This is a genomic window from Montanilutibacter psychrotolerans (genome assembly GCF_003719825.1).
GTDB classification, from domain to species: domain Bacteria; phylum Pseudomonadota; class Gammaproteobacteria; order Xanthomonadales; family Xanthomonadaceae; genus Montanilutibacter; species Montanilutibacter psychrotolerans.
In genome coordinates this window covers 1-26,880 of sequence record NZ_RIBS01000010.1, presented here as the reverse complement: position 1 = coordinate 26,880, position 26,880 = coordinate 1, and the positions used below count along the sequence as shown (strand labels likewise).

The 26,880-nt window shown below is 68.0% G+C and carries 15 protein-coding genes and 1 tRNA gene; 13 read left to right on the top strand and 3 right to left on the bottom strand.

Annotated features, from left to right (window positions below):
- The first annotated feature begins 72 nt into the window (after positions 1-72).
- Together EER27_RS15390 and EER27_RS15385 are read left to right on the top strand one after the other, a co-directional pair.
- Complete coding sequence (locus EER27_RS15390; protein WP_123089029.1) at positions 73-8,466, top strand: RHS repeat domain-containing protein; 8,394 nt, start codon at positions 73-75, stop codon at positions 8,464-8,466.
- A gap of 71 nt (positions 8,467-8,537) precedes the next feature.
- Positions 8,538-9,890: a hypothetical protein gene (locus tag EER27_RS15385; protein WP_148041047.1), complete on the top strand. Its 1,353-nt coding sequence runs from the start codon at positions 8,538-8,540 to the stop codon at positions 9,888-9,890.
- A gap of 10 nt (positions 9,891-9,900) precedes the next feature.
- Here EER27_RS15385 and rtcR read toward each other — a convergent pair whose 3' ends face one another.
- Entirely contained in the window at positions 9,901-11,493 is a 1,593-nt protein-coding gene (rtcR, locus tag EER27_RS15380; RefSeq protein ID WP_123089027.1) for an RNA repair transcriptional activator RtcR, read from the bottom strand.
- A 201-nt stretch (positions 11,494-11,694) separates the two neighbouring features.
- Here rtcR and EER27_RS15375 point away from each other — a divergent pair, with 201 nt between their 5' ends.
- The 4 genes from EER27_RS15375 to rtcA all read left to right on the top strand — a co-directional run bounded on the left by EER27_RS15375 (position 11,695) and on the right by rtcA (position 16,410).
- Positions 11,695-13,266 (top strand): TROVE domain-containing protein, encoded by a 1,572-nt coding sequence (locus EER27_RS15375; RefSeq protein WP_123089026.1) that lies wholly within the window; start codon positions 11,695-11,697, stop codon positions 13,264-13,266.
- Positions 13,267-13,633: 367 nt separating this feature from the next.
- Positions 13,634-13,765 (top strand) — tRNA-OTHER (locus EER27_RS16995).
- Positions 13,766-14,059: 294 nt separating this feature from the next.
- Complete coding sequence (locus EER27_RS15370; RefSeq protein WP_123089025.1) at positions 14,060-15,286, top strand: RtcB family protein; 1,227 nt, start codon at positions 14,060-14,062, stop codon at positions 15,284-15,286.
- 110 nt (positions 15,287-15,396) lie between these two features.
- Positions 15,397-16,410 (top strand): RNA 3'-terminal phosphate cyclase, encoded by a 1,014-nt coding sequence (gene rtcA / locus EER27_RS15365; protein WP_223807372.1) that lies wholly within the window; start codon positions 15,397-15,399, stop codon positions 16,408-16,410.
- Between the two features lie 63 nt (positions 16,411-16,473).
- Here rtcA and EER27_RS15360 read toward each other — a convergent pair whose 3' ends face one another.
- Positions 16,474-19,881 carry a galactose oxidase-like domain-containing protein gene (locus EER27_RS15360; protein ID WP_123089023.1) on the bottom strand — a complete coding sequence of 1,136 codons (3,408 nt, stop codon included), beginning with the start codon at positions 19,879-19,881 and terminating at the stop codon, positions 16,474-16,476.
- Between the two features lie 387 nt (positions 19,882-20,268).
- Between EER27_RS15360 and EER27_RS16980 the strand changes: the two genes are divergently transcribed.
- The gene (locus EER27_RS16980; RefSeq protein WP_148041046.1) at positions 20,269-20,661 is read left to right on the top strand and encodes a hypothetical protein; all 393 of its coding nucleotides are present in this window, start codon (positions 20,269-20,271) and stop codon (positions 20,659-20,661) included.
- Positions 20,658-21,341, top strand: coding sequence for a hypothetical protein (locus EER27_RS15355; protein WP_123089022.1), 684 nt, complete (start codon positions 20,658-20,660; stop codon positions 21,339-21,341). The genes EER27_RS16980 and EER27_RS15355 overlap by 4 nt, the downstream gene beginning before the upstream one ends.
- Here the strand turns inward: EER27_RS15355 and EER27_RS15350 are convergent.
- A complete protein-coding gene (locus EER27_RS15350; RefSeq protein ID WP_223807371.1) occupies positions 21,338-21,559 on the bottom strand; it encodes a hypothetical protein in 222 nt (73 codons plus the stop codon). The genes EER27_RS15355 and EER27_RS15350 overlap by 4 nt on opposite strands.
- Positions 21,560-21,974: 415 nt before the next feature.
- Here EER27_RS15350 and dusA point away from each other — a divergent pair, with 415 nt between their 5' ends.
- The 5 genes from dusA (at position 21,975) to EER27_RS15320 (ending at position 26,731) form a co-directional block, all read left to right on the top strand.
- Entirely contained in the window at positions 21,975-22,985 is a 1,011-nt protein-coding gene (dusA, locus tag EER27_RS15340) for a tRNA dihydrouridine(20/20a) synthase DusA (protein WP_123089021.1), read from the top strand.
- A 16-nt stretch (positions 22,986-23,001) separates the two neighbouring features.
- Positions 23,002-23,913, top strand: coding sequence for an arginine deiminase-related protein (locus EER27_RS15335; protein ID WP_123089020.1), 912 nt, complete (start codon positions 23,002-23,004; stop codon positions 23,911-23,913).
- 160 nt (positions 23,914-24,073) lie between these two features.
- On the top strand, positions 24,074-24,448 hold the full coding sequence (locus EER27_RS15330; RefSeq protein ID WP_123089019.1) for a hypothetical protein: 375 nt from the start codon (positions 24,074-24,076) through the stop codon (positions 24,446-24,448).
- 88 nt (positions 24,449-24,536) lie between these two features.
- Complete coding sequence (locus EER27_RS15325; protein ID WP_123089018.1) at positions 24,537-25,220, top strand: response regulator transcription factor; 684 nt, start codon at positions 24,537-24,539, stop codon at positions 25,218-25,220.
- A 113-nt stretch (positions 25,221-25,333) separates the two neighbouring features.
- Positions 25,334-26,731, top strand: coding sequence for an ATP-binding protein (locus tag EER27_RS15320; protein WP_123089017.1), 1,398 nt, complete (start codon positions 25,334-25,336; stop codon positions 26,729-26,731).
- Positions 26,732-26,880 lie beyond the last annotated feature (149 nt).

Sequence of the window (26,880 nt, the reverse complement as noted above, 5' to 3'; positions counted from 1 at the left end):
TCGCGTACCACGACGAGGCACGCCCCGGCCCTGCCGGGCGCGTGTCGCAATCGCATTGGCAAGGAGGCCTGCATGCCCAGTTCCAGCACCCCCAGCATCCGCACGTTCCAGATGGACGCCAGCACCGTCGGCGTGCTGGCCAGCAGCGTCAACCTGTTTCGCGGCGACGTGAACCACACGCAGACGCTGTTCTCGATGCCGGGACGCAGTGAGAACGACGGACTGCAGGTCGACCTGTCGATCCAGTACCAGAGCAACATCAACCGGCAGGCGATGACCTGGAACCGCGACCAGCCGACCGGCGTGCTCGGCATGGGCTGGCAGCTGCCGATGAATTCGATCCGACTGGACGACGGTGGAAGCCCGACGCCGGGCATGCGCAGCTACACGATCACCATCTCCGGCAACGCCAGCGCGATGGTGCGCGAGCCCGACAGCCCGTGGCTGTTTTCGATGGACCGCGCGCTGGCCACGCAACTGGCCAACGGCCAGGCCGTGCCCGCCGACGTGCGCGCGCAGTTCGTGCGTCGCGGCCTGCCGTTGTCGGCCGACGCGCTGATCGAGGGCGATGCCAGTCCGTGGATCGTGCGCGACGACAAGCTCGAGCAGGAGTTCACGCTCACCCTGGACAGCCAGGCGCTGCAGGCCAGCGACGGCGGCCAGGCGTACCAGCTCAGCAACTACCGGTTCTGGAAGGTGCTGTACTACCCGCGCTATGAGCGCTGGACGGTCTGCAACGAGTCGGGCCAGCGGATGTCATTCGGCGGCGGCGTGGCGACGACCACCGAGGGTTACCGCAGCAGCGCCGGCAACAGCATCGAGTGGGGCGTGCAGTGGGTCGACGCGCACGGCGTGCCTGCCTGGCAGGGCAGCAGCGCGCTGGCCGCAGGACAGCAGCAGTACGCGCGCGCCTGGCACCTGGAGCGCGCGTACAGCCGCTTCGGCGAATCGGTCGGCTATGCCTACAACTGCTTCGAGCGCGGACCCGACGGGCTGCTGCCGGGCGTCGAACAGTTGGTGGCAACCGGTGGCAAGCCCTACACCAAGGCCTGCTACCTGGGGCGCATCACCGACGTGTTCGGCCGCACCGCGCGGCTGGGCTATGCCGCGAAGCTGTGGAGCAACGCCACCGCCGGCAGCCCACGCGAGTACGCCGACCCGCACAAGGCCGTGCCAAGCACCACGCCGAACGGCTTCCAGGACTGCTACGAAACGCTGTTCCTCGACGCGATCCAGGTCTGCGCCGCCGACGGGTCGCTGCTGTTCTCGGTGGGGCTGGGATACGACCCCAGCCCGGGTTCGCCCGGCAGCGAGGCGGTGGCCAACGTCGCCGGCGATTCCGGCGACACCTGCAAGCGCCTGCTGACCTCGGTCACGCTGTACAACGCCGAAGGCGCCAATCTGCCCGGCTACCGATTCGACTATGCGCTCGACGTGGCGGCCGGCGGCAATCTGGGCGCCCTCGCCAGCATCACCTGGCCCACCGGCGGCGTGGCCAGCTACGACTATGCCAGCGTGTCGTTGCCGATCTGCGATCGCAGCCTGGCGATTTCGGCACCGTCGCCGATGCCCACCCAGTCGATGGCACGCGTGTTCTTCGGGCCGGACTACGCGGTGGTGCTCTGGAACGAGACCACCAACGGCAAGCTGTCGATGCAGGTGTTCACCTGGAACGGCCAGTGGGTGGCGTGGCAGGCCGATCCAAAATACCCGCTGCTGATCGACGGCGGTGGCGGCACGGGCCTGGCGACGGTGTCGGTGGAGGCCGGACAGGACTTCGTTGCGGTGTCCTACCGGACCACCCAAAACGTCAACCTGCACCTGTTTCGCAAGGACATGGCGCGGCCCGGGCAATGGGTTGCGGCCGCGATCCCCGGCGGCGGCACCGGCGGCTGCAACAGCCCGACCTGGCAGTGGTCGGTCAACGACGGCGCGGTGCAGATCGTCGCCGGCGCCGGCTTCGTGTTCGCCTCTCAGATGAGCACCTCGACCGCCAGCGGCAGTAGCGATCGCTTCACCTGGCACTGGCCGGACCAGGCCTGGGTCCATGACCAGGTCGACGACCTGGGCTATCGCTGGTACGCCGCGGGCCGCGATTACGTTGCCAGCATCGACCTGGATTCCAACGCGCGACTGGACTGGATCGACGCGCTGGGCGTCTGGCACGAGGCCACCAGCGTCAACCTCGGATTCACGCTCAACAACCTGTCGTCGATCGCGTTGTCGGGCGACCTGTCGATGGTGGCGGTGAGCCACTTCATCGCCGGCAGTGCGTCGTCGGGGCAGTACGACTACGACGTCTGGCTGCTGCAGTGGAACAGCGAGTACGCGTTCGGGACGCCGACGAAGTTCAGCTTCACCGATCGCTTCGATCCGGCATTCCCCACCTCGTGGCGGCCGGCGACGGTGGCCAACGCGCTGGTGGCGGTGGCCGGCAACGTGATCCGGTTCGACGGCGCGCAATGGAGCACCGACAGCCGGCTAAAGCCGCAGGGCGTGATCAGCGGGGAGCAGCGTTATGGCTACGGACCCGACTACGCCGTTCAGGTGCTGGTGCCCAACGGCGCTCCGACGGCGGCGCTGGTCGGTTACGACCCCAGCGGTAACGGTTGGGGCGACCCGGCGGCCATCACCGGCCTCACCACGCCGCTGGCCGATCCCGGGACCGCGAACTGGATCGGCGCCGGCAGCCCGGACTACCTCACTGTCGGCACCCAGCTGTTTTTCCGCGGCGTGGCCACCGACTGGGGCGATGCCGTCGCGGCCAACATCGGCGACCTGCAGCAACTGGTCAACCAGGCGGCCGGCGGCGGGTCGCGGTACCAGCTCAATTCGGCCTCGGTGATCAACGAGGGGCCGGCATTCATCGCCTGCGCGCTGTACGACAGCGACGCGTCGTCGACCGGTCACGCGACCGCGGCATCGGCCCTGGTGCTGCGCAATGGCGGCGTGTTCGGCGCAGCGCAGTTGCTGGCGCAGGAGCAGATGTGGACGGCTCAGGAGCAGGACGTGCCGGGACAGGGCACCCAGCCCGGCGGTCCGTCGGCGTTCTTCACCTATCCCGACAGCGCCGGCAATCTCGATGCCGCCACCACCATCACCCTGCATCGCTACGCCGGCGATGCGGTGCAGGGGCCCATCAGCGATTGGCCGGTGAGTGCCATCACCATCGACGATGGCCTGTCGGAGGCCTTCACCACCACCTACGTCGCCGACACCACCAACGCCGCCTGCGATGCGAGTGGCGAGGTCGTGAAGTACTTCCAGACGGCGGTCTATCCGGGCGGCACCGTCGACCACCCGGTCAACGGTTCGGTGATCAGCACCTACCTCAACGGCAACGCCCTGGTGACCGGCGCCGACTGGTACAACATGCTCGACGGCCTGTTGCAGAGCGTGGCCACGCTGGACGCGCAGAGCAACCTGCTGGCCAGCACCAGTTACCAGTGGACGGCCTACGTGAAGCGCGCCGCCGACCCGGTCGACGGCAGCGTCGCGGCGCGCCAACTCTACGGCGCGTACGTGCTGCAGACCGGCCAGAGCAACATGCGCGATGGCGTGGCGTCGGCCACAACGACCTCGTTCGTGCCCGCCGGGCTGCCGGCCCCGTACACCGGGCAACCGGCCAGCGTCACCTCCAGCACCGTCAACGGCGCCGGCGTCACCGAGTCCGACGTGCTGACGTACCGCTATGCCTGCGAGGTCAACGCCACCAGCCGCCTGCTCAACGACGTGTCCAGCGCGGTCCAGCAGAGCGCCACCCAGGCGGGCGTCGCCACGGCGGTATCGGCGATGGCGCTGGCCGACTGGCCCACCGCGTGGGGCAGCGACGTGCTGACCCCGGCCGAGGCCGCGGATTTCGGCTGGACCGGTGGCGACAGCAGTTTCCCGTTCGCCGACTGGCAGCCTGGCAAGGTGCCCGATGGCTGGCAGGCCATCACCGTCCTGCAGCAGCGTGCGCCCGATGGCTCGGTGCTGCAGAACCTCGACGGCGCCGGCACCGCGTGCTCGACGGTGTTCGCCAGCACGGTCGGGCTGCCGGTGGTGTCGTTCCGCGCGGCGGCCCTGGCCGAGTGCGCATGGAACGGTTTCCAGGCTTATGAAGACGTCAGCGGCTGGCAACTGTCGGGCACCTCGCCATGCGCCGACAACGCCTGGCTCGGCGAGCAGAGCCTGACGGTCGGTGTCGGCGGCAGTATCGCGACAACGGTCCACCCCGCCGCCGGCCGTGGCACCTACCTGCTGGCGCTGCGCTACCAGACGCCGGCGGGCTACAGCGGCGGGACCGGGGCGATCCACCTGGACGTCGGTGGGCAACCGCAGACGTTCGATCTGGCCGACAGCGACGGGCAGTGGCGCTACGACACCGCGACGATTGCCTTGCCCGACGGCACCACCACGATCGCGCTGACCATCGGCAACCCCGGCAGCAGCGCGGTGCTGATCGACGGCGTGCTGCTGGTGCCGTTCGGAACCGACGTCAACGTTCAGTCCTGGCAGGCCGCCAACCGGCTCCTGCGCGCCAGCATGGGCGCCAGCGGCTCCAGCGATTTCACGCCGTACGACCGGTTCAACCGTCCGCTTGGCGCGGTCGGCGCGACCGGGCAGTGGCAGGAGCTGGCGTTGCGGTTCCAGTCACGCCAGGGCGCGGCCAACGACCGGTTCGACGACGCCAGCCCGAACGCCGAGCTGACCCTGCAGATGTCCGGCGGCGGCATCACCGAAACGTTCCGAGACGGCGGGAAGTGGCGCAATCGCTGGAAGTCCGGCGATGCCACCGCCTGGCGCGCTGTCGACGGCGGCCTGGTCAAGGACGGTCGTGACGCCGACAGCCTGACCTGGCAAGGCGGCATCGCCGCGACAACCGGCGCGTTCTTCATCGAGTTCGAACTGCTGGCAGCAGCCCAGGGCGCGTTGTCGCTGACCTTCGGTGGCGGCCAGTCGATTGCCTGGAACGCCGCCGACGGTTGGCGCTGGACGCTCGCCGACGGCACGTCCGGACAGGCGCCGCTCGCCGCCCCGCCGCGCATCGCCCAGCAGTGGTTGCTGGTGGTGGGCGGTGGCCATCTGCTGTTCTTCGCCGACGGGCAGTTGCTGTTCAGTGCCGACAACGCCGCCACCGTGGCCGACGGTTGTGTGTTCGACACCGGCACCAACACGCTCCGGGTGAGCCAGCTTGGCGTCGGCGCGGACCCGCGCCTGGGGCTGTCGTACACCGATGGCGCCGCGCGCCAGCGCCAGATCCACCAGCGCCACGGTGAGGACAGCCGCGTGATGGAGGCGGTTTACGACGCGCTCGATCGGCAGCTGGCATCGACCAAGGTCGCGCCCGGCAGTTTCGGTTCCGGTGCCGACGTGCCGATGCTGCGCTATCGCAACACCTTCCTGGACGTGCCGGCCTTTCTTGCGGCCACCGCCAGCAGTTGGTCGATGCAGGGCGACATCGCCGACTACTACGCCGGCCAATCCGATGGTGCGGTGGTCCGCTCGGACGATCAGGACTACCCGTACAACGGCACGCGCTACGAGGCCTCGGCGCAGCAACGCGCAATCGAGGCCGGCAAGCCCGGCCTGGCGCTGTCCATCCACGACATCAACCAGCCAGCGTCCGGGCGCCAGACCACGCGCATGGCCTACACGGCCAGCGACGCCAGCGACCCGGTCGCGGCCGGACGGTTCTACGCCACCACCACCACCACACCGGGCGGCTACGACGGTCGCCAATTGGTAGACACCAGCAACCGTGCCGCGGCGATGCTGCAGTCCGACACCAGCGGCAACAACGTCGGCCAGAGCCTGGTCGCGCCCAGCTACAGCGCCCAGGCAGGCAGCGCCGGCACGCTGGGCACCCTGCAACTGCCCAACGCCTTCACCAGCGCGCCGCAGTCGCAGCCGTCGGCGTACGTGCGCGCCACGCTGAGCAACCCGCTCGGTCAGATCGTGCAGTACACCGACCCCGATTCCGGCGTGACCCGAAGCCTGTACAACGGCAAGGGCCAGCTGCGGTTCGTGCAGCCCGCGCTGGACCCGGGCGAGCAGTTCTTCCTGTACACGCGGTACGACGCGCTCGGCCGGACGATTGAGGAAGGCGTGGTCAACGCCGCGTGGGATCCGGCGAAGCTGGCGACCGAGCTGGACAACCCGGACTGGCCTGGAAGCGGCGACGGCGCGGTGGCCGGTCGGCACTACTGGTACGACGGCGACGGCAGCGACGCCAATGCGCTGGGTCGACTGGTGCGCGTGGCCACCTTCAACCCGGCACCGGCCAGCGATCCGTCGCTGGGCGTTTGCGACGTGCTGGAATCCTGGGTGTACGACGTGCTCGGGCGCGTCATCAGCGCCCGCCTGCAGGTGTCCGGCCCGACCAGCCTGGATGCGGTCGCGGGCTACCACTACAACAACCTCAACGAGGTCGTCCGCATCGACCTGCCGGAGGGATCGCCACTGGCGGCGCTCACCTACCAGTACGACGACCAGGGGCACATCGTCGCGATCGGCACGCCCGAGGACCCCAGCGCCATCGCGAGCTACGGCTGGAACGCCGACGGCCAGCTGCAGTCCGCGCAGCGCGGCAAGCTTGCCGAGCTGTGGAACTACGACTCGCCAGGCAACATCGCCCTGCACCAGGCCAGTGTCGGTGGCGACAGCGTGTTCGCGCAGACGTTCGCCTACACCCCCGACGGCAACATCCAGCAGCGCCAGACCGCGTTCGGCTTGGACATCGCCAGCGGAACGCGCGAGGCCGGCTACACCTACGACGGCCAGCAGCGGCTGGCCAGCGCCAGCGTGGCCAACAGCCAGCCGGGCAATCTCACGATCGACCAGTACGACGCCAACGGCAACATCTGGGCCGCTACGGCCGATGGCGTGACGCTTTCGGCCACCTGCAGCGCCGGCACCGACCAGCTCGACAGCGCGCAGTTCGGCGACGACACCGCGCAGGCGTTCCGTTACCGCGCCGACGGCCGCCCGGACCAGTGGCGCGGGTTGGACATCGGCTACGACCCGGCGCTGTCGACGACGGCCACCATCAGCGGCGCCGGCGACACCATCCGCTACGCGCGCGGGCTCAACAACCTGCGCGTGCTTCGCCAGCAGGGCACGCACCGGCGCGTCGCATTTGCCGGCGCGGGCAGTACGCCGTTGATGGTCTGGAACGATGGCACGCCGCAACTGTGCATCTGGGGGCCCGATGGCCTGGCCGCGGTTCACGACGGCACGTTGAGCTACCCGGTCAGCGATCACCAGCACACCGTGTGGGCCGTGCTCGACGGCGACGGTACCGCGCGTTGCGCGTTCGACTACGCGGCGTTCGGCACGCTGCTTTCGCGCAGCGGCCCGGCCAGCGCCGACTGGCTGTTCCTGTACGCGGGCAAGGAGTACGACTCCGGCACCGGGTTGTACGACTTCAGTGCACGCCTGTACGACCCGGCGCTGTTGCGCTTCCTCGGGCCCGATCCGGCGCGCCAGTTCTCCAGCCCGTACGTGTTCGCCAGCAACAACCCGCTCAACTTCATGGACCCCAGCGGCAACATCTCGGTGTGGGCGCAGGTGGGAATCGGCATCGCGATGGCGGCGCTGGCGGTGGCGGGCATCGCGCTCAGCATCGTCACCGCGGGAGCGGCCGCACCCGGCGTGGCGGCCGGCGAGGCGGCCCTGGCCGGTGCGGCGGTGGCCGGCGAAGGGGCCGCCGCCGGCGTGGCCGCGGCGGGCGCGGCGGCTGCCACCGAGGTGGCCGGTGCAGCGGCCGTGGAAGGCGCGGCGGGTGGCGTGGTTGCTGCGGCAGGCGAGGTGGGTGCGGGCGCGGGCGCGGCGGCCGTCGAGGCGGCAGTACCGATGACCACGGCCCAGGTGATCGCCCAGAACGCGACGTCGGTGTTCTGGAGTTCGGTCAGCAGCGCCATCACCGGGGCCGGTACCAGCGGGTTGAGCTACGACATCCAGCACGGCCGCGACTTCACCGCCAAGGGCTTCTTCCAGGCGATGGGCATGGGCGCACTGACCGGCTTCATCAGCGGCGGCATCGGCGGCCTGGCCAGCATGCCGGCGTCGGTTGGCCTGACCCAGGGCATGAGCATTGGCGGGGGCATCCTCTTCCGCACCGTCACCCAGAGCGTTGCCGGAATGGTCGGCAGTGACGTCTCGGCCCTGATCAGCGATGCGATCACCGGCAAGAAGATCACCGCCAGCGACTTGCTGATGGATTCGCTGCAGGGCTTTGCCATCGGCGCCGCATCGGGTGCCTTCAGCAGCGTCAAGAACATCAACCCGAGCAAGGCCGCGGTAAACGGCGCCGAACGTTTAGCCATACGCACGCAAAGCTTCATCAACAACAGTATCGACAACCTCAAGAGCGCCGCCACCTCGCAAACCGCCATCGGCCTGTATGTGCCGGGTGGCTTTCTTCTGGTGGGCGGCTACGCCGCTTGGGGTGCCACGACCAAGCGCGACGAGGGATCGCTGTGAGCGGCCCGGCAATGAAGCATCCGCGTGCGCAGAAGGCGCGCCTCGGAGGAAACGCCGTGTTCGACCGATCGATGACGATCCGTCTTGCCAATCGGACCGACCTGCCGTTGATGTTCGGCGATGCCGGCGCCACCAGCGGGCCGGTGCCGACGGCGGTGCCGACCATGGTCCAGCCGGGTCAGACGATGACCGTCTCCGCCCGCAATCCGTCCGGTGGCTGCGATGGGCATTTCCGGGTCGCCGGGGCGGGCATGGGGTTCGACATTACCTACCGGCATCCGCTCGGCGCCGGGGCCACTACCGTGGCAACGACCGCGGCACCCGGCTACCTGGCGATCGCCGACGCCACTACGTTTCCTGGCCACGACGCCGTGGCCGCCGTGGGCCTCTACCGTGGCATCACCAGCGGCTCGGGCTGGGTCGCGCCGCTGGAGCTGCTGGACGCCCCGCCACGCGACAACGCCCAGGACTTCGTCAACAGCGTGTACGGGCCGGGCGTGCGGGACGGCGCCATCATCCACGCCGCCTACGGTCATCCGTCGCCGGACGGTTACGTGCAGCCGGCCGACTTCACTGGCGGGCAGTTGTCCGGGTTGGCGGGCCTGCTCAGCACCCAGTGGTTGTCCGCGACCGGTGCCTGCCCAGCGGTGGACGCTGCGTTACTGAGGTGGCTGGCCGGGTACCTGCGCACCGCCAGCCCGGCCGGTGCGCTGACGATGTGGGTGCCGCAGATGCGGCACGTCGATGCCACATCGCCGTCGGTCTTCTCGTTGTCGGGCTATCGCCGCTTCGACTTTGTCGACGGCCAGGACTGGAACCCCGCCACCGTGTCGGCGTTCTGCAACCTGCTGGTTGCGGGCGCGCACTTCGTCGTGGTCTGCGCCGACCGCGACCTGCCAGCGGGCGTGTCCGTGCAGCCGCTCGACCGCTCGATGGATGCCTCCGGCCTGCCGACGCGGCACGACCCGGGCAATTCGCACTACGCCACGTTGCTCAACGTGACCGGCACCTACGTGCAGCCGGCCGACGGCGACTTCGCCGGACGGGGGAGCGGGCTGCTCCAGGCCCTGCTGGTGGGGCGCACGGTCAACGACATGCTGGCGTCGCCGGGCAGCTACAACAATTTCCTGCAGCTGGAAGGCTGGCCGGCCATCAGCACGCGCCACAACGCCGACTACATCGCGCACCAGCGGACCGCCTGGAACATCTCCACGTTTGGCGCATCGCCTTACAGCGAGAAGCGCGCCACCAGCGTGTTCCTCGCCCCGTCCGGCTGGGAGCCGATGCTGTACCAGACCACCCTGATGATGCCGTACGTCGGTGCCTACGCGGTCGCCGAGGGGGTGCCGCAACCGTGGCTGGACGCGTCGCTGGCGAAGGTTCCGTCCACGGCCCCGCCGCTGCCTGCGCGCTTCATCGACTGAGCGGTGCGGCTCAGGCCATCGATCGCACGCGTTCCCAGTCCAGCTCGAAGCGGGCGAGGTACTTGCGCAGACGGTCCGCGTCGTTCCCGCTGGCCTTCTGCGTGCGCGACACGGCAAACAACTCGCGTCCGGCCTGCGACAGGGACTTCGCATGCCGGCACACGCGCAGCACATCCTCCAGTTGCACGCGATCGTAGCGATCGAGCCCGGCCACGCGCTCGCCCAGCAATTCGTCCAGCGGGGAGGGGGCCTGGCCGCTGCGCCATTGCCGACGCAGCCGTGCGATTTCATCGTCGACCAGCGCGGTGTTTATGCGTCCGCCCTCGGCCAGCGTCGCCAATCGCATTACCGATGCGCCCAGGTCGCGGAAGTTGCCGCTCCAGCCCGCGTCCGCGCTGGTGGCAAAGCGCAGGTAACGTTCGCGCGCCTCGCGGTTGAGAGTGACGCGCTGGTGCTGCTCGCGCGACCAGCGCTCGAGTTCGAAATCGAGGTTCGGCTCGATGTCCTCCCGGCGATCGGCCAGCCCGGGCAAGTGGTAGGTCCACAGGTTCAGGCGCGCGAGAAGGTCCTCGCGAAAACGCCCGTGCGCCACCGCCTGGTGCAGGTCGCGGTTGGTGCCGGCGATCAGCTGGAAATCGCTTTCGACCTCCTTGTCGCTGCCCACCGGCAGGAAGCGTTTCTCTTCCAGTGCGCGCAGCAACATCGCCTGCTCGTCGGCGCCAAGCTCACCGATCTCGTCGAGGAACAGCAATCCCTGGTGAGCCGAGCGCAGCAGGCCGGCGCGGTCGCTCGACGCGCCGGTGTAGGCCCCCTTGGTGTGGCCGAACAGCGTGCTCATCGCGCCGTCGCCGCGCAGCGTTGCGCAGTTGACCTCGACGAAGCGCCCCGGCAACTGGTGCTTGAGCTTCTTGAGCTCGAACACGCGCTTGGCCAGTTGGCTCTTGCCTGCGCCGGTAGGGCCCATCAGCAGCATCGGCGCGCGCGAGCGCGTGGCCACCGTTTCGATCTGTTCGATCATCCGGTTGAACGCGGCGTTGCGCGTGGCGATGCCGCTCTTGAGCAGGTCGCGATCTTCCAGTCGCTGTTGGGCGAAGCGCTGCGCGATGCGGTCGTAGCGCGACAGATCCAGGTCGATGAACGCGTAGCTGCCCGCTGCCTCGCCATTCTGTTTGCGCGGTGGCGAGGTCTGCAGCAGCCGCCCCGGGAAATGCCGGCTCTCGGTCAGCAGGAACCAGCAGATCTGCGCAACGTGCGTGCCGGTGGTGATGTGGACGTAATAGTCCTCTTCCTCGGGAAGAAACGCGTAGCCGCGCAGGAAGTCGTGCAGGCAGGCGTACACGCTCTCGAAGTCCCACGGATCGGCGAGATACGTGTCGTGGCGACGCACAACGGTGTCCGGGGATGCCTGCGCCAGGTCCTCGACCACCAGCGTGGCGAGCTTGCCGTAGCGGCGCTCGTCCAGCATCAGCTCGATGCGGTCGGGCAGGAAGTCCTCGTACTGGCCCAGGCTGACCGTGGGTCGCCACTTTTCCCAGCGCCCGGGCCCGGTGCCGGCGTCGAGTTGGGTACCGAGCATGCCGAGGATGACTTGGCGCTTGCGCATATCCGTTCCGATAAATAACTGCGCCAGAAATATACAGAAGCCGGCCTTCCGTCGCCGGCGCATTTCCGCCTGTTGGCCTGGTAAATCAATAGAACCAATGACTTGCCGTATCCGAGGCGAAGTTGGCACGGCGATTGCTCTGGTACTTGGCACGAACGCGGCGGGATCTTCCTGCCGCCGCCCGCCCCAAGGAGCATCACGATGGCCAACCCGTCCCTCTTCCAGTCGATCCGCGGCGCGCTGTTGCCGGCGGCGACCGCGCGCAACGAAGCCGGTGGCCTGGCCTATGTCCGCGAGCCGAAGGCCGCCCTGGCGCTGTATGCGGCGACGGGCTGCCTCAACGGCACGTACTACGCCGACGGCGAGGACCAGCTGGCGCAGGTGCTGGCCTTGAGCGAGCAGGTCGATCCGGCCTTCGTGGCCCGCACGGCGGTCTACACCCGCCAGGTGGGGCACATGAAGGACATGCCCGCGCTGCTGCTGGCCACGCTGGCCAGCCGCGACGGCGAGACCTTCGCCAGCGCCTTCCCGCGGGTGGTGGACAACGGCCGAATGCTGCGCAACGTGGTGCAGATCCTTCGCAGCGGCCGGACGGGGCGCAAGTCGCTGGGCTCGCGGCCCAAGCGCCTGGTACGGCAGTGGTTGGACCAGGCCAGCGACGCGGCGATCGTGCAGGCCGCGATCGGCCAGCAGCCTTCGCTGGCCGACGTGATCCGCATGGTCCACCCCAAGCCAGCCGATGCACGTCGCGAGGCGCTCTACGCCTGGGTGATCGGCAAGCCGTACCGCGAGGAACTGCTGCCGGAGGTGGTGCAGGCGTACGAGGCATTCAAGCGTGCCCCCGATGGCGTGCCGTCGGAAGGTGTGCTGCCCCAGATGCCCTTCCAGTACTACACGTCGTTGTCGTTGACGGCGTCGCACTGGAAGACGCTGGCCTTGGACGCCTCGTGGCAGACGCTGCGCATGAACCTCAACACGTTCGCGCGCAACGGTCTCTTCGACGACGCGGCCACCGCCGCCGCGGTGGCGCAGCGCCTGCGTGATCCGGACCGGATCCGCCGTGCACGCGTGCTGCCCTACCAGCTGCTGACCGCGTACCACGCGTCGGCGGGCAGCGTGCCCGAGCCAGTGCGCGAGGCCTTGCAGGATGCGATGGAAGTCGCGACCCGGCAGGTGCCGGTGCTGGACGGCCATGTGGTAGTGGCGGTGGACGTGTCGGGCTCGATGGCCTCGCCGGTCACCGGGTACCGCAAGGGCGGCACTACTGCAGTGCGCTGCGTCGATGTCGCCGCGTTGATGGCGGCGTGCGTGTTGCGCACCAACCCCTCTGCGCAGGTGTTGCCGTTCGACACCGGCGTCCGCACCGAAGTGCGCCTGAATCCGCGCGACAGCGTGATGACGCAGGCGCGGCAGCTGGCGGCGCTGTGCGGCGGCGGCACGAGCGTGAGCTCGCCGCTGGCGCTATTGAACAAGCAGAAGGCGCAAGTGGACCTGGTGGTGATCGTGTCCGACAACGAAAGCTGGCGCGACACGCGCCACGGTGGTGCGACGCAGACCATGCACGAATGGGCGCAGCTGAAGGCGCGCTGCCCGCAGGCCCGCCTGGTGTGCATCGACCTGCAGCCGGTGGCCACCGCGCAGACGGTCGAACGCGAGGACGTGCTGCACGTGGGCGGCTTCAGCGATGCGGTGTTCGACGCGATCGCCGCCTACGCGGCGCAGGGCCCGGGTGCGACGCGCTGGGTCGACAAGATCGCGTCGATGGCGTTGTAACCGGTTGGACAAAGGGCCTCGCCCCTTGCACAGCCGGCACGAATGCCCGGCTGGCAATGGGGCCAGCCGGGCCGGGAGAGACGCTCCGTGCGCGGGCGCTCACCACGCATTCTTCGTCGGACCGCAGGGGCGGCCCGGCAACGCAGGATGCCCGGCCGGCAACGGGGCCGGCCGGGCCACAGGAGAGTTTCAGACAGTTTCAAAGTTTGCGATGTCGGCGAATGCCGGCCTGACTACATCAGATCGTCAGGCCTCGACCTTGTCGCCGTCATCCAATGCACCACCGTTTCGCCGCCGACGGCCACGAATGCCGGAGGAACTACAGCCTATTACGCTCCAGGTCGCGGGTTCGAATCCCGCCCGCCGCAAGGCGGTAGCTCAGTTGGTAGAGCAGGATGTTCCTTCAAAACGTTGTCGTGGTTGTCGTCGGCCCTAGCAACACCGCTGCGGCGGATGCAGGTGCGAACTACAAGTGCCGCGGGTTCGAATCCCGCCCGCCGCGAGGCGGTAGCTCAGCCTGGTAGAGCATCGTCACGTTCCACCGTTTCTTGCCGTCGCAGCGGTCTAAACCGGCCCGCGCCCTCTGCGGTGTGGCCACACGTTTCACGCGGTGAATGCCGGCGGAACTACATCGGTTGTCCCCTCAGGGGGTTGGGTTCGAGTCCCTGTGCGTCGGGCGGCTTCGGCCGGCCTTCGCGATGTTCCGTTTCCCTTGTCACCGCACCTTCCCAGGGCCGCTCACGCAGCGGCCCACGCCACCGATGCACCATCCATCCGAGAACGAGCAAGCACCATGAGCACCACCAACTACAACGTCATCAACGAGCCGGGCAGCGTCCCGATCAAGCTGTGGACGCGCGGCGTCCCGCTGGAGGACGAAGCACGCGCGCAGCTGCAGAACATCGCCAAGCTTCCCTTCATCCACCGCTGGATCGCGGTGATGCCCGACGTGCACCTGGGCAAGGGCGCGACCGTGGGTTCGGTGGTACCGACCATCGGCGCGATCGTGCCGGCAGCGGTCGGCGTGGACATTGGCTGCGGCATGATCGCCGCGCGCACCTCGCTGACCGCCAGCGACCTGCCCGACAACCTCGCCGAACTGCGCAGCGCGATCGAGAGCGCCGTGCCGCACGGTCGTAGTCCGCCGCGCGGCGGCCGCGACAAGGGCGCCTGGACGAATCCGCCCGAGCGTTCCATCGAAGGCTGGTCGCAGTTGGAAGCGGACTTCAAGCGCATCTGCGAGCGCAACCCGCGCCTGAAGAACACCAACAACCTCAACCACCTGGGAACGCTGGGCACGGGCAACCACTTCGTGGAGGTCTGCCTGGACGAGGCGCAGCGCGTGTGGTTCATGCTGCACTCCGGTTCGCGCGGCGTCGGCAACGCGATCGGCACGCACTTCATCGAGCTGGCCAAGAAGGACATGCGCCGCTGGATGATCAACCTGCCCGATCAGGACCTGGCGTACCTGCCCGAAGGCAGCGAACATTACGGCGACTACGTGTTCGCGGTGCATTGGGCGCAGCGGTATGCGCGCCTGAACCGCGAGATCATGATGCAGCACGTGGTCGACGCGGTGCGCGGTGTGATCACCAAGCCGTTCGAGGCGCAGGCCGAGGCGGTGAACTGCCACCACAATTACGTCAGCCGCGAGCACCACTTCGGCAAGGACGTCTTCGTGACCCGGAAGGGTGCGGTGAGCGCGCGCAAGGGCGAGCTGGGCATCATCCCCGGCAGCATGGGCGCCAAGAGCTTCATCGTGCGCGGCCTGGGCAACGAGGACAGCTTCCACAGCTGCAGCCACGGTGCCGGCCGAGTGATGAGCCGTACCCAGGCGCGCAAGCTGATCAGCGTGGAAGACCACGCCAAGGCCACCGCGCACGTGGAATGCCGCAAGGACGCGGATGTGGTCGACGAGTCGCCGGCCGCGTACAAGTCGATCGAGGCGGTGATGGCGGCGCAGAGCGATCTGGTCGAGATCGTCCACACGCTGCGCCAGGTGGTGTGCGTCAAGGGCTGATCCGCGCACGCGCGGCAGAGCGGGGCGCCGGCCATGGATTCACGCCGCTGCTCCGTTCCCTTTGCCTGACCTCTTGCCTTCTCCAACCTAGTACTCACAGTCCAATGGAAATGATCGAACTCGACGGCCAGGCCGGCGGCGGCCAGTTGCTGCGCACCGCGCTCAGCCTGAGCCTGTGCACCGGTATCGGCTTCACCATGCAGCACATTCGCGCGAAGCGTCCGCGTCCCGGACTCCTGCGCCAGCACCTCACCGCCGTGGGCGCCGCGGCAACGGTGGGTCAGGCGCGCGTGGACGGCGCCGAACTGGGCGCCACCACGCTGCGCTTCGAGCCGGGCTCGGTGGTGGCTGGCGAGTACCGCTTCGCCACCGGTACCGCCGGTTCGACCACGCTGGTGCTGCAGACCGTGCTTCCCGCCTTGTGGCGTTGCGATGCGCCATCCCGGCTGCGCCTGGAAGGCGGCACGCACAACCCGATGGCGCCGAGTGCCGACTTCCTGGCCGATACCTACCTGCCGGCGTTGCGACACATCGGTGTTGACGCTGCGCTGACGCTCGAAAAGCACGGCTTCTACCCGGCCGGTGGCGGCGTTGTGCATGCCACGGTCGAGCCGGCGGGTTCGCTCCGGCAGTGCACGTTCGATGCGCGCGGCGAGCTGCTCTCGATCGAGGCGGTTGCGCTGATGTCGGCGTTGTCGGGCAGCATCGGGCGGCGCGAACTGGCGGTGCTGGGCGAGCGCCTGGGGTTGCCCGAAGCGGCGATGCGCCTGCAGCGCGTGCAGCCAGCCATCGGTCCAGGCAACACCGTGCTGGTACGCGTACGCCATGCAGGGCACGTCGAGACATTTGCCGGTCACGGCGAACGCGGCGTGATGGCCGAGCAGATCGCCGAGCGTCTGGCCAACGAGGTGCGCGAGTACCTCGACGCCGATGCGCATGTCGGCGAACACCTGGCCGATCAGTTGCTGCTGCCGATGGCGCTTGCCGGTGGTGGTGCATTCACCACCACGACCGTCAGCGATCACCTGCGCAGCAACGCGGCGTTGATCGAGAAGTTCCTGCCGGTCGAGATCGCGTGGCAGCAACAGGCCGCGCACAGCTGGCGGGTGACTGTCAGTCCGTGAGCCCGGGCGGGGCAGGTGAGCACGCCCCTCCGGGGTGTTCGTCGCCGGCTTCCGCCACGCCCACTACTGGACCACGAAGGTTGTGAATGCCGTCGCGGTGAGGGTGCCGCTGGTCGCGATGACGGTCAGCTGGTAGGTGCCGATCGAACTGGGGCCGACGCCCGACACGAACGAGATGCTGGCGTTGCCGTTGCCGTCGGTGGTCGCGCTGAGCCGCACGTGGTTGATGAGGTTGGGCTTGAGCGCGTCGAAGCTGACCAGTGCGCCGGACACCGGCACGCCGTTGTTGAGCACACGCGAGGTCATCGTCACCGTTTCCCCGCGGATGTAGACGGGCTTGCTGGTGCCGGCGGTCGCCGAGAGCGCTGCGGACAGGTCGTTGTTGGTGATCGTGCAGGTCGTGCTACCGCCGGCGGCCAGCACGATGCTGTTGCAGCCCGACAGGCTGGCGGCATAGCCGGCCACGGCCGGCTCGGTGACGGTGTAGGTTCCGGCCGGCACGCTGAGTGCGTTGCTGCCGTCGGACTCGAACGCCACGGGCGCGGCGCCATTGACCGAGAACGTGAAATCCGATGCGAGCTTGCTGCCGCCGTCGTTGTTCACCACCACCTTGCGGACGGTCAGTGTTGCCGGTTGTGCGGGCTGATCGTTGTTGGTGATCGTGCAGGTCGTGAAGCCGCCGGCGGCCAGCACGATGCCGCTGCACCCCGACAGGCTGGCGGCATAGCCGGCCACGGCCGGCTCGGTGACGGTGTAGGTTCCGGCCGGCACGCTGAGCGCGTTGCTGCCGTCGGACTCGAACGCCACGGGCGCCGCGCCATTGACCGAGAAGGTGAAGTCCGATGCGAGCTTGCTGCCGCCGTCGTTGTTCACCACCACCTTGCGGACGGTCAGTGTTGCTGGCTGCACAGGCTGATCGTTGTTGGTGATCGTGCAGGTTGTGCTGCCGCCGGCGGCCAGCACGATGCCGCTGCAGCCCGACAGGCTGGCCGAGTAGCCGGCCACGGCCGGCTCGGTGACGGTGTAGGTTCCGGCCGGCACGCTGAGCGCGTTGCTGCCGTCGGACTCGAACGCCACGGGTGCTGCGCCATTGACCGAGAACGTGAAATCCGATGCGAGCTTGCTGCCGCCGTCGTTGTTCACCACCACCTTGCGGACGGTCAGTGTTGCCGGTTGCGGCGCCTGGGAGGTCTGGACCACGAAGCTCGCGTAGGCCGTGGCGGTCAGGCTGCCGCTGGTCGCCAGGGCGGTCAGCTGGTACGTGCCGATCGAACTGGGGCCCGTTCCGGACACGAACGACGCACTGGCATCGCCGTTGCTGTTGGTGAAGGCCGTGAGCCGCACGTGGTTGATGAGATTGGGTTTGAGCGCGTCGAAACTGACGCGCGCGCCCGAAACCGGCGCACCGTTGTTGAGCACGCGGGCGGTCATCGTCACCGTTTCCCCGCGGACGTAGACGGGCTTGCTGGTACCGGCGGTCGCCGTCAGCGCGGAGGCAACGTCGTTGTTGGTGATCGTGCAGGTCGCGCTGCCGCCGTTGGCCAGCACGATGCCGCCGCAGCCCGACAGGCTGGCGGTGTAGCCGGCCACGGCCGGTTCGGTGACGGTGTAGGTGCCTGCCGGCACGTTGAGCACGTTGCTTGCGTCGGTCTCGAATGCCACGGCCGGCGCGCCGTTGATGGAGAAGGCGAAGTTCGACGCGACCTTGCCGCCGCCGTTGTCGTTCACCACGATCTTGCTGACGGTCAGTCGGGCGGGGACGTGCGTGTTGACGCGCAGCATGGCCGCCTCGGACGGAACGCCCTGGCCGTTGACCACGAACACCATGTAGAAGCCCGGTGGCGTCTCGAAGGCATTCGCGGGGAGGCTCGCCTGCAGTTCGTTTCCCGCCACCGTGAAGGGCAGCTCGATGAAGCGCTGATCCATGTCGAACGAGTGCGTGACGGCACCGGTCTTGATCAGCGTCACGCGGGCAATGGCGGCCGCGTCCGGTGTGGTGATCGCGATGGTCTGGCCGGGGTCGCTGGTCATCGGCGCAGACGCGATAGCCGGTCGTGCAGCGGGCGTGCCATCGGCGTTGAAGAGATACCCGGGGTAGTAGATTTCCGCATTGAGGTTGAGTTGCGGGCCGTTGGCGCCTCCTCCCAGCGTCAGCACGCTGGCGTCGGGCAGCAGCAGCGCCGCCGAGTGGTACAGCCGCATCCGTTGCGCCGTGGCGCCTGCCGACCACGTGTTCGCGACCGGATCGTAGAGCTCGCTGGTGTAGGCCACGCCGTTGATCGGGTTGTTGTCGGCCGTGCTGCCACCGGACAGGAACACCCGACCGTCGGGCAACATCGTGCTGGTGGCCCAGTGGCGTCGATGGAGCGGTGGCGCCACCGAGGTGACGACCGGGGTGGCCGGACGGATGTCGATCACGCGGGCTTGCGGGCTGGCCGACATCAGGTCGTATCCACCGCCCACCTGCAGGATCCGGCCGGGCCGGAACATCACGGCCGTCGAGCTCGCGCCCAGGTTGCTGCCGGGGAAGGTCCCGGCCGAGGCGATGGTGCCCACGCCGTTAGGGTCGACCCGGTACATGAATTCATAGCGTGTCCCGAAGACGTTGCCGTCCGGCGCCAGGAAGTTGCGTGGGTAGAGCGCGCCCAGATGCGTCGTTGGTGCGCCGGTCAGCAGGCGAAAGCTGCCCGTGCCCGTGCGGACCTCCGGGAAGTCGCCGCCGCCATCGCCGCCCTGAATGTAGACCTCGCCGTTGGGCAGCGTGGTGGAGGTGGCATACCAGCGCTTGCGGAACATCTTGCCGGTGCGCACCAGGCTGTTGTCCAGCGGTCGGAACAGCGCGGAATCGTCGTTGGGGTCGAGCGAGGCCGCGCCCGTGCTGAGGTTCAGGACATCGCCGCCCCACATCTCGATGTTGCCGTCGGGCAGCAGCAACTGGGCATTGCAGAAGATGTCGACCGCTGTCGCGTTGGGCAGGACCGTGTGCGACTCGATGCCCACGCCCAGCAGTGGGTCCCAGACGTCGTAGACGAAGTACCCGGTGCGCGTGCCGGTGATCGTGGTGCCGTACGTGAGCACACGGCCATCCGGGGTCAGCACCGCGTGGATTCCGATCAGCGGCCAGTCGATGACGGGAGAGTAGACGCCGCGCAGCGGGTCGCCCGTCGCGGGCAACGCCGTCAGGGCGCCGGGCGGACGGGCGGTCTCGAACGCGGCCACGGCAGCGGCGTCGCCAAACATGATGCGGTTCGCGTTGGCCGGCGTCTGGATGGCCGCCAGGATGATGGGATCGCCGCTCGCGGCCGCCACGGCCTCCGCCCAGTTGCGGTCCGCACCGGGTTCGGCGCGCGTCAGGTTCGGGGTATCGCCAGGCAAACCGACGGCCGCCCAGGTCACCATCGCGGCCAGAACCCATGGGACACCAGTCGCGAAGCCGCGACGCGCGGGCAGGTGACGCTTCATCTCCGTCATGCCTCGGATCACGAAAATGATCGTGAGTCACCGCGCGCGTTGCGAGCACCCATCCGGGGGATGGGGCGTGCCCGGCAGGCCAGTCTGTCCCGAAGCCCGTCGCGTCCAAGATGGACTGGGCCGAAGCCTAGTAGTATCAAATGCTTGAATGCGAGAGGTGCACTAACGGTGTGCGTCGAGCGGGCTTGAAAACCGCTACGGCGCCGATTTCACGAGCTCTTTACGTTGCTGTCAGTAACAGCTTGTTGACATAAGGCGGCCCTGTGGTGCCAGTATCGCCTCCGGGGTCGGAGCGCCCGGGGGAAATTGGTGGCCAAGGGGAATTCGCAGCCGCAACGGCGTGCGCCAACGAATACCGCACTGGTTCGAGAGAACGAGCGGTTGAAGGTGGAACTTGAAGTACTTCGGAAATCGCGCTTAGCGACCAATTTTGGCGCGATCGGCACGCAAGCCGTTCGCTGGTCGGGAATCGCGCTGACGTGCTGGCTTGTCGCAAAGCAAGTGGCTGGAAAGACCACATATCTGGACGCTGCTGTCGATGTTTGCGGTTCGTTTACGGATGCACTGAAGGAACTTGTCCCAGGCTGGATGGTCTACATAGCGGCGCTCGTCGTAGCAACGGCTTTGTTTGGTGCTAATAGCAGGTTGCGTAAAGTGATTCGGTCGCAGAGTCAGCGCCTCGGGGTGCTCAACGCGGAGTACGAGCGGGCTCATGATCCGAGGCGCTCTTCCAGTGGAATCGCCGGCGATGGCAATACCCACGAGAGGGATGAAAGATGACTATCACCGTTGCGATTACAGCTTTGTTGCTTATCGGCGCGTGGTTGTCCATTAGAGTGCTTTTCAAGGAATACCCGGATTCCGCAATTCGAGAGGCACGCGACACGCTCTTCGCGCTCCGCAGTGAGCTCTTTGAACTGGCCAAATCGGGGGCAATTCGCTTCGACAGCGCGGCCTACGGCTTTAATCGCTCGCTTCTCAACGCGATGATTCGCTACGCACATGACGTGAGCTTTGTGCAGCTATTGTTTGCGCGAGTGATTCGAAAGGGACCGGCTGCTCGTCGCTACCAAAAGGAGATGCGTGCATACGTCGGTCGAACGCACTCCCAAGTGCCGAAGCCAGCACAAGAGGACCTAGATCGGATCATGCTGCACGCCGATGCCGCGATGTTGCAGTTGATCTGCACTCGTTCAATCGCCTTCAGTGGAGTGCTCTGGACCCTCACGGCGTGCTTTGCTGTGCACCACTTTGTCGGCAAAGCAAAGGCTTCGGTGAAAGAGCGGATGGAGTCTGCAGCCGCAGCGGCAACGCAGGCACATCATCGGTCTCGTGTGGAGGAGTCGATCGACGAAGTGCTCGAGAGCGAGCGGGTACGGAACAAGATCATCCCGGCGATTCGGATCGAAGCTTTCCGTTACATGCCGGAAGACCAGTTCGCAAACGCGTGCGCGGCCTAATCAAGCCGCGTTGCTGGCCTTTCGCATGCCTTCCCTCCAGTCGGCGACATCTCGGGTGTCGAGCCGGTGCGCGTCGGCAGTTGCCGAGCGGCCAGCTTGTTGCGCATCGTCTTCAGAGTCGTGCTCGGGAAGAACTCAGCACGCAACTGATCGAGCGTCATGGTCGGCCCGTGCTTGCCGAACAGGATCCAGAAGGTAGCCAGGTCGTTCGCGGTCATTGCGGAGTTGACTCCTTCTTCTTGCGGCGCTGCCGTTCTCGGTTGATCGCGTTGAGCAGGGGCTGTGCGGCCGAAATCTCGCGGCACAGTCGTGTCGCCTCAGTCGCCAACTCGGCGTCGATCATTTCGCGCGGTCGCGGCGGTCGACTTCATGCTGCTATCTGTTCTGGTAAGCCCAGCAAGTCCAAGTTAGCGCGTGCTATCGCCAGCAATGGCGGTGGACTCACGCTGTTGCCGACCATCGCGACTGCGCGGCCGTCGCTGACGCGGTCGGCCGTGCGGTTGATGTAAGTGGTCGGGAAGCCTGGGCGCGGAACAGTTCGTGCGGAGGCGTGCCCGCCAGGCCAGGCTGGTCCGGAGCCGGAGCCGGAGCCGGAGCCGGAGCCGGAGCCGCGGCGCCGTACAATGCGCCCCGATGATCACCACCGCCATTCCCGCCCAGCAATTGCGCCTGTCCGTCGCGCCCATGATGGATTGGACCGACTCCCACTGCCGGGTCTTCCACCGCCTGCTGTCGCCCAACGCCCGGCTGTACAGCGAGATGGTGCACGCCAACGCGGTGATCCACGGGGATCGCGCGCGGTTGCTGGCGATGGACCCGATCGAGCACCCGGTGGCGTTGCAGCTTGGTGGCAGCGAGCCGGAACTGCTGGCGCAGGCGGCGCGGATCGGCGCCGAGGCGGGCTTCGACGAGATCAACCTCAACTGCGGTTGCCCGTCCGACCGCGTCCAGGCCGGGCGCTTTGGCGCGTGCCTGATGCGCGAGCCGGCGCTGGTCGCGCAATCGGTGGCCGCGATGATTGCCGCCTGCGACGTGCCGGTGACGGTGAAGTGCCGGCTCGGCGTGGACGACGACCACGAGTACGCCCGGTTCCGCGCGTTCGTCGATGCCATCGCCGATGCCGGTTGCCGGATGTTCGTGGTGCACGCGCGCAACGCGTGGCTCAAGGGCCTGTCGCCGAAGGAGAATCGCGAGGTTCCGCCGCTGCGCTACGACTGGGCCTATCGCCTCAAGGCGGAGCGTCCGGACCTGCAGATCGTGGTCAACGGCGGCATCGCCGGTGCCGAAGAGGCCACCTCGCACCTGGCGCACGCCGATGGCGCGATGCTCGGTCGCGCCGCCTACCACGACCCCTACCTGCTGCACCGGCTCGACGTCGCCTGGTTCGGCGGTGAACTACGCAGTCGCGCCGAGCTGCTGCGCGCGCTGCGTCCCTACGTCGAATCCCAGCTCGAGCGGGGTGTCTTCCTCAAGCACATCACGCGCCACCTGCTGGGCCTGTTCGGTGGCGAGCGCGGGGGGCGTGCGTTCCGGCAGATCCTCAGCGAGGGCGCGCACCGTCCCGGCGCCGACTGGTCGCTGGTGGAGCGCGCGATCGACGTCACCGAATCGTTCTCCACACCTCACGCCGCGTCCGCGGCCTGACGACCCCGGTACCGCCATGATCACCCGCGACATCGCCGCGTTCCTCGAGCTTGCCCGCGGCCTCGCGCCGGACTTCGGCCCCGCCACTGCCCGCGCGGCGTTCCTGGTCGCGCCCGATGGCTTCAGCCTGGCCGTGCAGTCGGCGGCGGACAACAAGTACATGGCCGCCGCCGAAGCGTTCGACGCCGAACGCGCTTCGGCCCAGCATCGCGCGCTGCACCGCGCGTTCGCGGCGGTGTTGCCGACCGTGTGCTTCGCCGGCGACCCGCAGACGCCCGACGCGCTGTTTCCCAACAACGTGTTCGCCACCGCGCCGGGTCGCTACGTGGTGGGGCGCATGCGCCATCCGGTTCGCCAGCGCGAGGCGGCCCGTGCCGACATCCGTGGCTTCTTCGGCCAGACCCTGGGCTACCGCGAGATCGACCTGTCGACCCAGTCCCACCCGGCCGAACTGACCGGCGCGCTGGTGATCGACCGCGCCCGGGGCATCGGCTTTGCCGGCCTGTCCGAGCGCTGCGACGAGGAGGGCGCGCGGCTCATGCACGATGCGCTGGGCCTGCGCGCCACGCTGATGTTCGACCTGGCGCCGGGCGAGTACCACACCAACGTGGTGCTGGCGGTACTGGCCGGGCGCACCGCGATCCTCTGCCCGAACGGCTTTGCCGACCCGGCCGTGGTCGAGGCCATCGCCTCCCTGTATGCCCCGTACGCCATGGTCGCGAGCGCGTCCGAGCACGCCGCCTTCGTCGGCAATGCGATCGCGTTGTCGCAGGACACGGTGTGGATGAGCGCCAACGCAGGCCGTGCCCTGACGGCCGAAAGCCGTGCACTGCTGGCCGCGGCCGGGTTCGAGGTCGGTACGGTCGAACTCGATGCGATCGAGGCAGGTGGGGGGTCGCTGCGTTGTTGCGTTGGAGAGGTGTACTGACGCGTTTCGGGGGTGCTTTCCCAGGATTGCCAGGCAGTGCGCGGCAGGGCTGAACGCCCGTGGCCGTGTGAAGGAAAAGTTCAGACCGGATTCACTGCCTCGTTCCAAGAATGCCTCCACGTTGCCGCAGCCCGGCAATCGTCGCCTTTCCAGGAGCCACATGCCGATCCTGCTCGCCCGCCTTGCTCCGTTGCTGGTCGTCGTCGCACTGTCCGCGGCGGCTGGCGATGCCATGGCGCAGCGTGGCCCGGCAGGCAACGGCCACCGTGCCAGCAGCCCGCCGCGCGCGCAGCCACGGCCGGAAGCGCGACCGCGCGATCAGGACGCCCTGTCCGAGGCGGTTCGCCGGGTCGAACGGCGCAGTCAAGGCGGCCAGGTGCTCAGCGCCGAGCGCGTGCCGTTCGACGGCCGCGACGTCAGCCGCATCAAGGTGGTCGATTCCAGCGGTCGCATTCGCGTCTACATGGACGATCCGCGCGACGGTCAGCGCGATGGCGACCGTGACCAGCGACGGTCACGCGACGACGACAACTGAACGAACAGGCTGTGCCCAAGGGATGCGCGCCTGAACGGCCGCTCCAGTCGTGCGAACATCCCGCCATTCATCCCCTGATGGAGCCGCCATGCGAATCCTGCTGGTCGAAGACGAAGCGCCGCTGCGCGAAACCCTGGCCGCGCGCCTGAAACGAGAAGGTTTTGCGGTGGATGCCGCCCAGGACGGCGAGGAGGGCCTGTACATGGGCCGCGAGGTGCCGTTCGACCTGGGCATCATCGACCTCGGCCTGCCCAAGATGTCGGGCATGGAGCTGATCAAGGCCCTGCGCGAAGAAGGCAAGAAATTCCCGGTGCTGATCCTCACCGCCCGTTCGAGCTGGCAGGACAAGGTCGAGGGGCTCAAGCAGGGCGCCGACGACTATCTCGTCAAGCCGTTCCACGTCGAGGAACTGCTGGCCCGCCTCAACGCGCTGGTGCGCCGCGCCGCGGGCTGGAGCAAGCCGACGCTGGAATGTGGCCCGGTGATGCTCGATCTCGCAGCGCAGACGGTCAGCGTCGAGGGCAGCAACGTCGACCTCACCAGCTACGAGTACAAGGTGCTCGAGTACCTGATGATGCATGCCGGCGAGCTGGTCTCGAAGGCCGACCTCACCGAGCACATCTACCAGCAGGATTTCGACCGCGATTCCAACGTGCTCGAAGTCTTCATCGGCCGCCTTCGCAAGAAGCTCGACCCCGACGGCGCGCTCAAGCCGATCGAAACCGTGCGCGGCCGTGGCTATCGCTTCGCGATTCCGCGCAGCGGCGAGTAAGTCCCGCAAAGTGCGTCGCAGTTCGATGACGGCGCGTTGGCGTCGGTGCCGCCGCGTGCGACGATCTCCGGATTCGTCCGCACTCGCGGCGCCGTCGTCGTAATCGTCACGCCATGAGCTGGGGTCAACCGCGTTCACTGCAGGCCAGGCAACTGCTTGGCGCCAGCCTCGGCCTGGTCGCGTTCCTTGCCCTGGCCGGCTACGCCCTCGATCGCGCGTTCATCGACACCGCCGAAAGCAATCTGCGGCAACGGCTTCGCAGCTATGCACTGGCGTACGCGGCCAAGGGAGACTTCGCCCGAAGCGGCGATTTCATCCCGCCGTACGAGATGCCCGATCCCCGCTTCGACATGCCCGGCAGCGGCCTGTACGCGGAACTCGTGTTGCCCAGCGGGCATTGGGGATCGCCATCCGCGCAGGGCCCCTTGTTGCCCGAAGGCGGCATGCTGGAAGCCGGCACCGAGCACTTCGAAGGCCCGTTGCCGATCACCGAAATCAACGGCAAGCAGGGCCAGGCCTACCGATACGGCTACGGCCTGATCGGCGGTGCCGACCAGGGCAGTGACGCAGAGTTCCGCTACACCATCTACATCCTCGAGGACACCACGTCGCTGGGCCGCCAGGTCGCGGTGTTCCGCAAGGCGCTGTGGCGCTACCTCGGCAGCGCCGGTCTGATCCTGCTGTTGCTGCAGGCGGTGGTGCTGCGTTGGAGTCTGCGCCCGCTGCGGCGCGTGATCGACGAACTCAAGCGCGTGCAGCGCGGCCTCGCCTCGCGCATGAGCGAGCGCCACCCGCGTGAGCTCGAGCCGCTGACCGAGAGCATCAACGCCTTCATCGAGAGCGAGCGCGAGAACCTCGACCGCCAGCGCAACACCCTGGCCGACCTGGCGCACAGCCTCAAGACGCCGTTGGCGGTGCTGCGCGCGCGGCTCGACGACAACGTGCCCGACGGCGAGCTTCGTACCGATGTCGACGAGCAGTTGCGGCGCATGAACGACCTGGTGTCGTACCAGCTGGCCCGCGCGGCCTCGGGCGGCCACGCCCTGTTCGCCGCACCGATCGCGATCGAGCCGCACGCCGAGGAAATCGTGCGGGGCCTCGAGAAGGTCTACGCCGGAAAGGGCGTGCTGTGCGAGTTCGAGATTGCCGAGGGCGTGCAGTTCCACGGCGAGCCCGGCGACCTGCAGGAACTGCTCGGCAACCTGCTCGAGAATGCGTTCAAGTGGGCGCGCTCGCGCGTGCTGCTGACCGTGCGCCCGGGCGAAAGCACGCCCAACCGCCGGCCGGGCCTGCTGCTCGCGGTGGACGACGACGGCCCGGGAATCCGCGACGACAAGGTCGCCCTGATATTGCAGCGTGGCGTGCGTGGCGACGAGCGCGTGCAAGGGCACGGCATTGGCCTGGCCATCGTGCAGGACCTGGTGCGCGGCTACCGCGGCACGCTGGACGTCCGCGCGTCCGAGGAACTCGGCGGCGCACGGTTCGAAGTGCAGTTGCCGCCCGGGCTTTGAGGCCGGCGATGCCGAGGGCGGGGCGCATTTCGTAGATACCGTCTTGGCCGTCAACTGCCGGGCAAGTAGTTTGGATCGAACGGCCGGCCGGATTTCACCACGCCAAAGATCAGGTGCAACAGCTTGCGCATGGCGGCGCCGATCTGCTG

Coding starts and splice junctions, on each gene's coding strand:
- EER27_RS15390 (WP_123089029.1), top strand. CDS start 73: ATGCCCAGTTCCAGCACCCCCAGCATCCGCACGTTCCAGATGGACGCC.
- EER27_RS15385 (WP_148041047.1), top strand. CDS start 8,538: ATGACGATCCGTCTTGCCAATCGGACCGACCTGCCGTTGATGTTCGGC.
- rtcR (WP_123089027.1), bottom strand. CDS start 11,493: ATGCGCAAGCGCCAAGTCATCCTCGGCATGCTCGGTACCCAACTCGAC.
- EER27_RS15375 (WP_123089026.1), top strand. CDS start 11,695: ATGGCCAACCCGTCCCTCTTCCAGTCGATCCGCGGCGCGCTGTTGCCG.
- EER27_RS15370 (WP_123089025.1), top strand. CDS start 14,060: ATGAGCACCACCAACTACAACGTCATCAACGAGCCGGGCAGCGTCCCG.
- rtcA (WP_223807372.1), top strand. CDS start 15,397: ATGATCGAACTCGACGGCCAGGCCGGCGGCGGCCAGTTGCTGCGCACC.
- EER27_RS15360 (WP_123089023.1), bottom strand. CDS start 19,881: ATGACGGAGATGAAGCGTCACCTGCCCGCGCGTCGCGGCTTCGCGACT.
- EER27_RS15355 (WP_123089022.1), top strand. CDS start 20,658: ATGACTATCACCGTTGCGATTACAGCTTTGTTGCTTATCGGCGCGTGG.
- EER27_RS15350 (WP_223807371.1), bottom strand. CDS start 21,559: ATGACCGCGAACGACCTGGCTACCTTCTGGATCCTGTTCGGCAAGCAC.
- dusA (WP_123089021.1), top strand. CDS start 21,975: ATGATCACCACCGCCATTCCCGCCCAGCAATTGCGCCTGTCCGTCGCG.
- EER27_RS15335 (WP_123089020.1), top strand. CDS start 23,002: ATGATCACCCGCGACATCGCCGCGTTCCTCGAGCTTGCCCGCGGCCTC.
- EER27_RS15330 (WP_123089019.1), top strand. CDS start 24,074: ATGCCGATCCTGCTCGCCCGCCTTGCTCCGTTGCTGGTCGTCGTCGCA.
- EER27_RS15325 (WP_123089018.1), top strand. CDS start 24,537: ATGCGAATCCTGCTGGTCGAAGACGAAGCGCCGCTGCGCGAAACCCTG.
- EER27_RS15320 (WP_123089017.1), top strand. CDS start 25,334: ATGAGCTGGGGTCAACCGCGTTCACTGCAGGCCAGGCAACTGCTTGGC.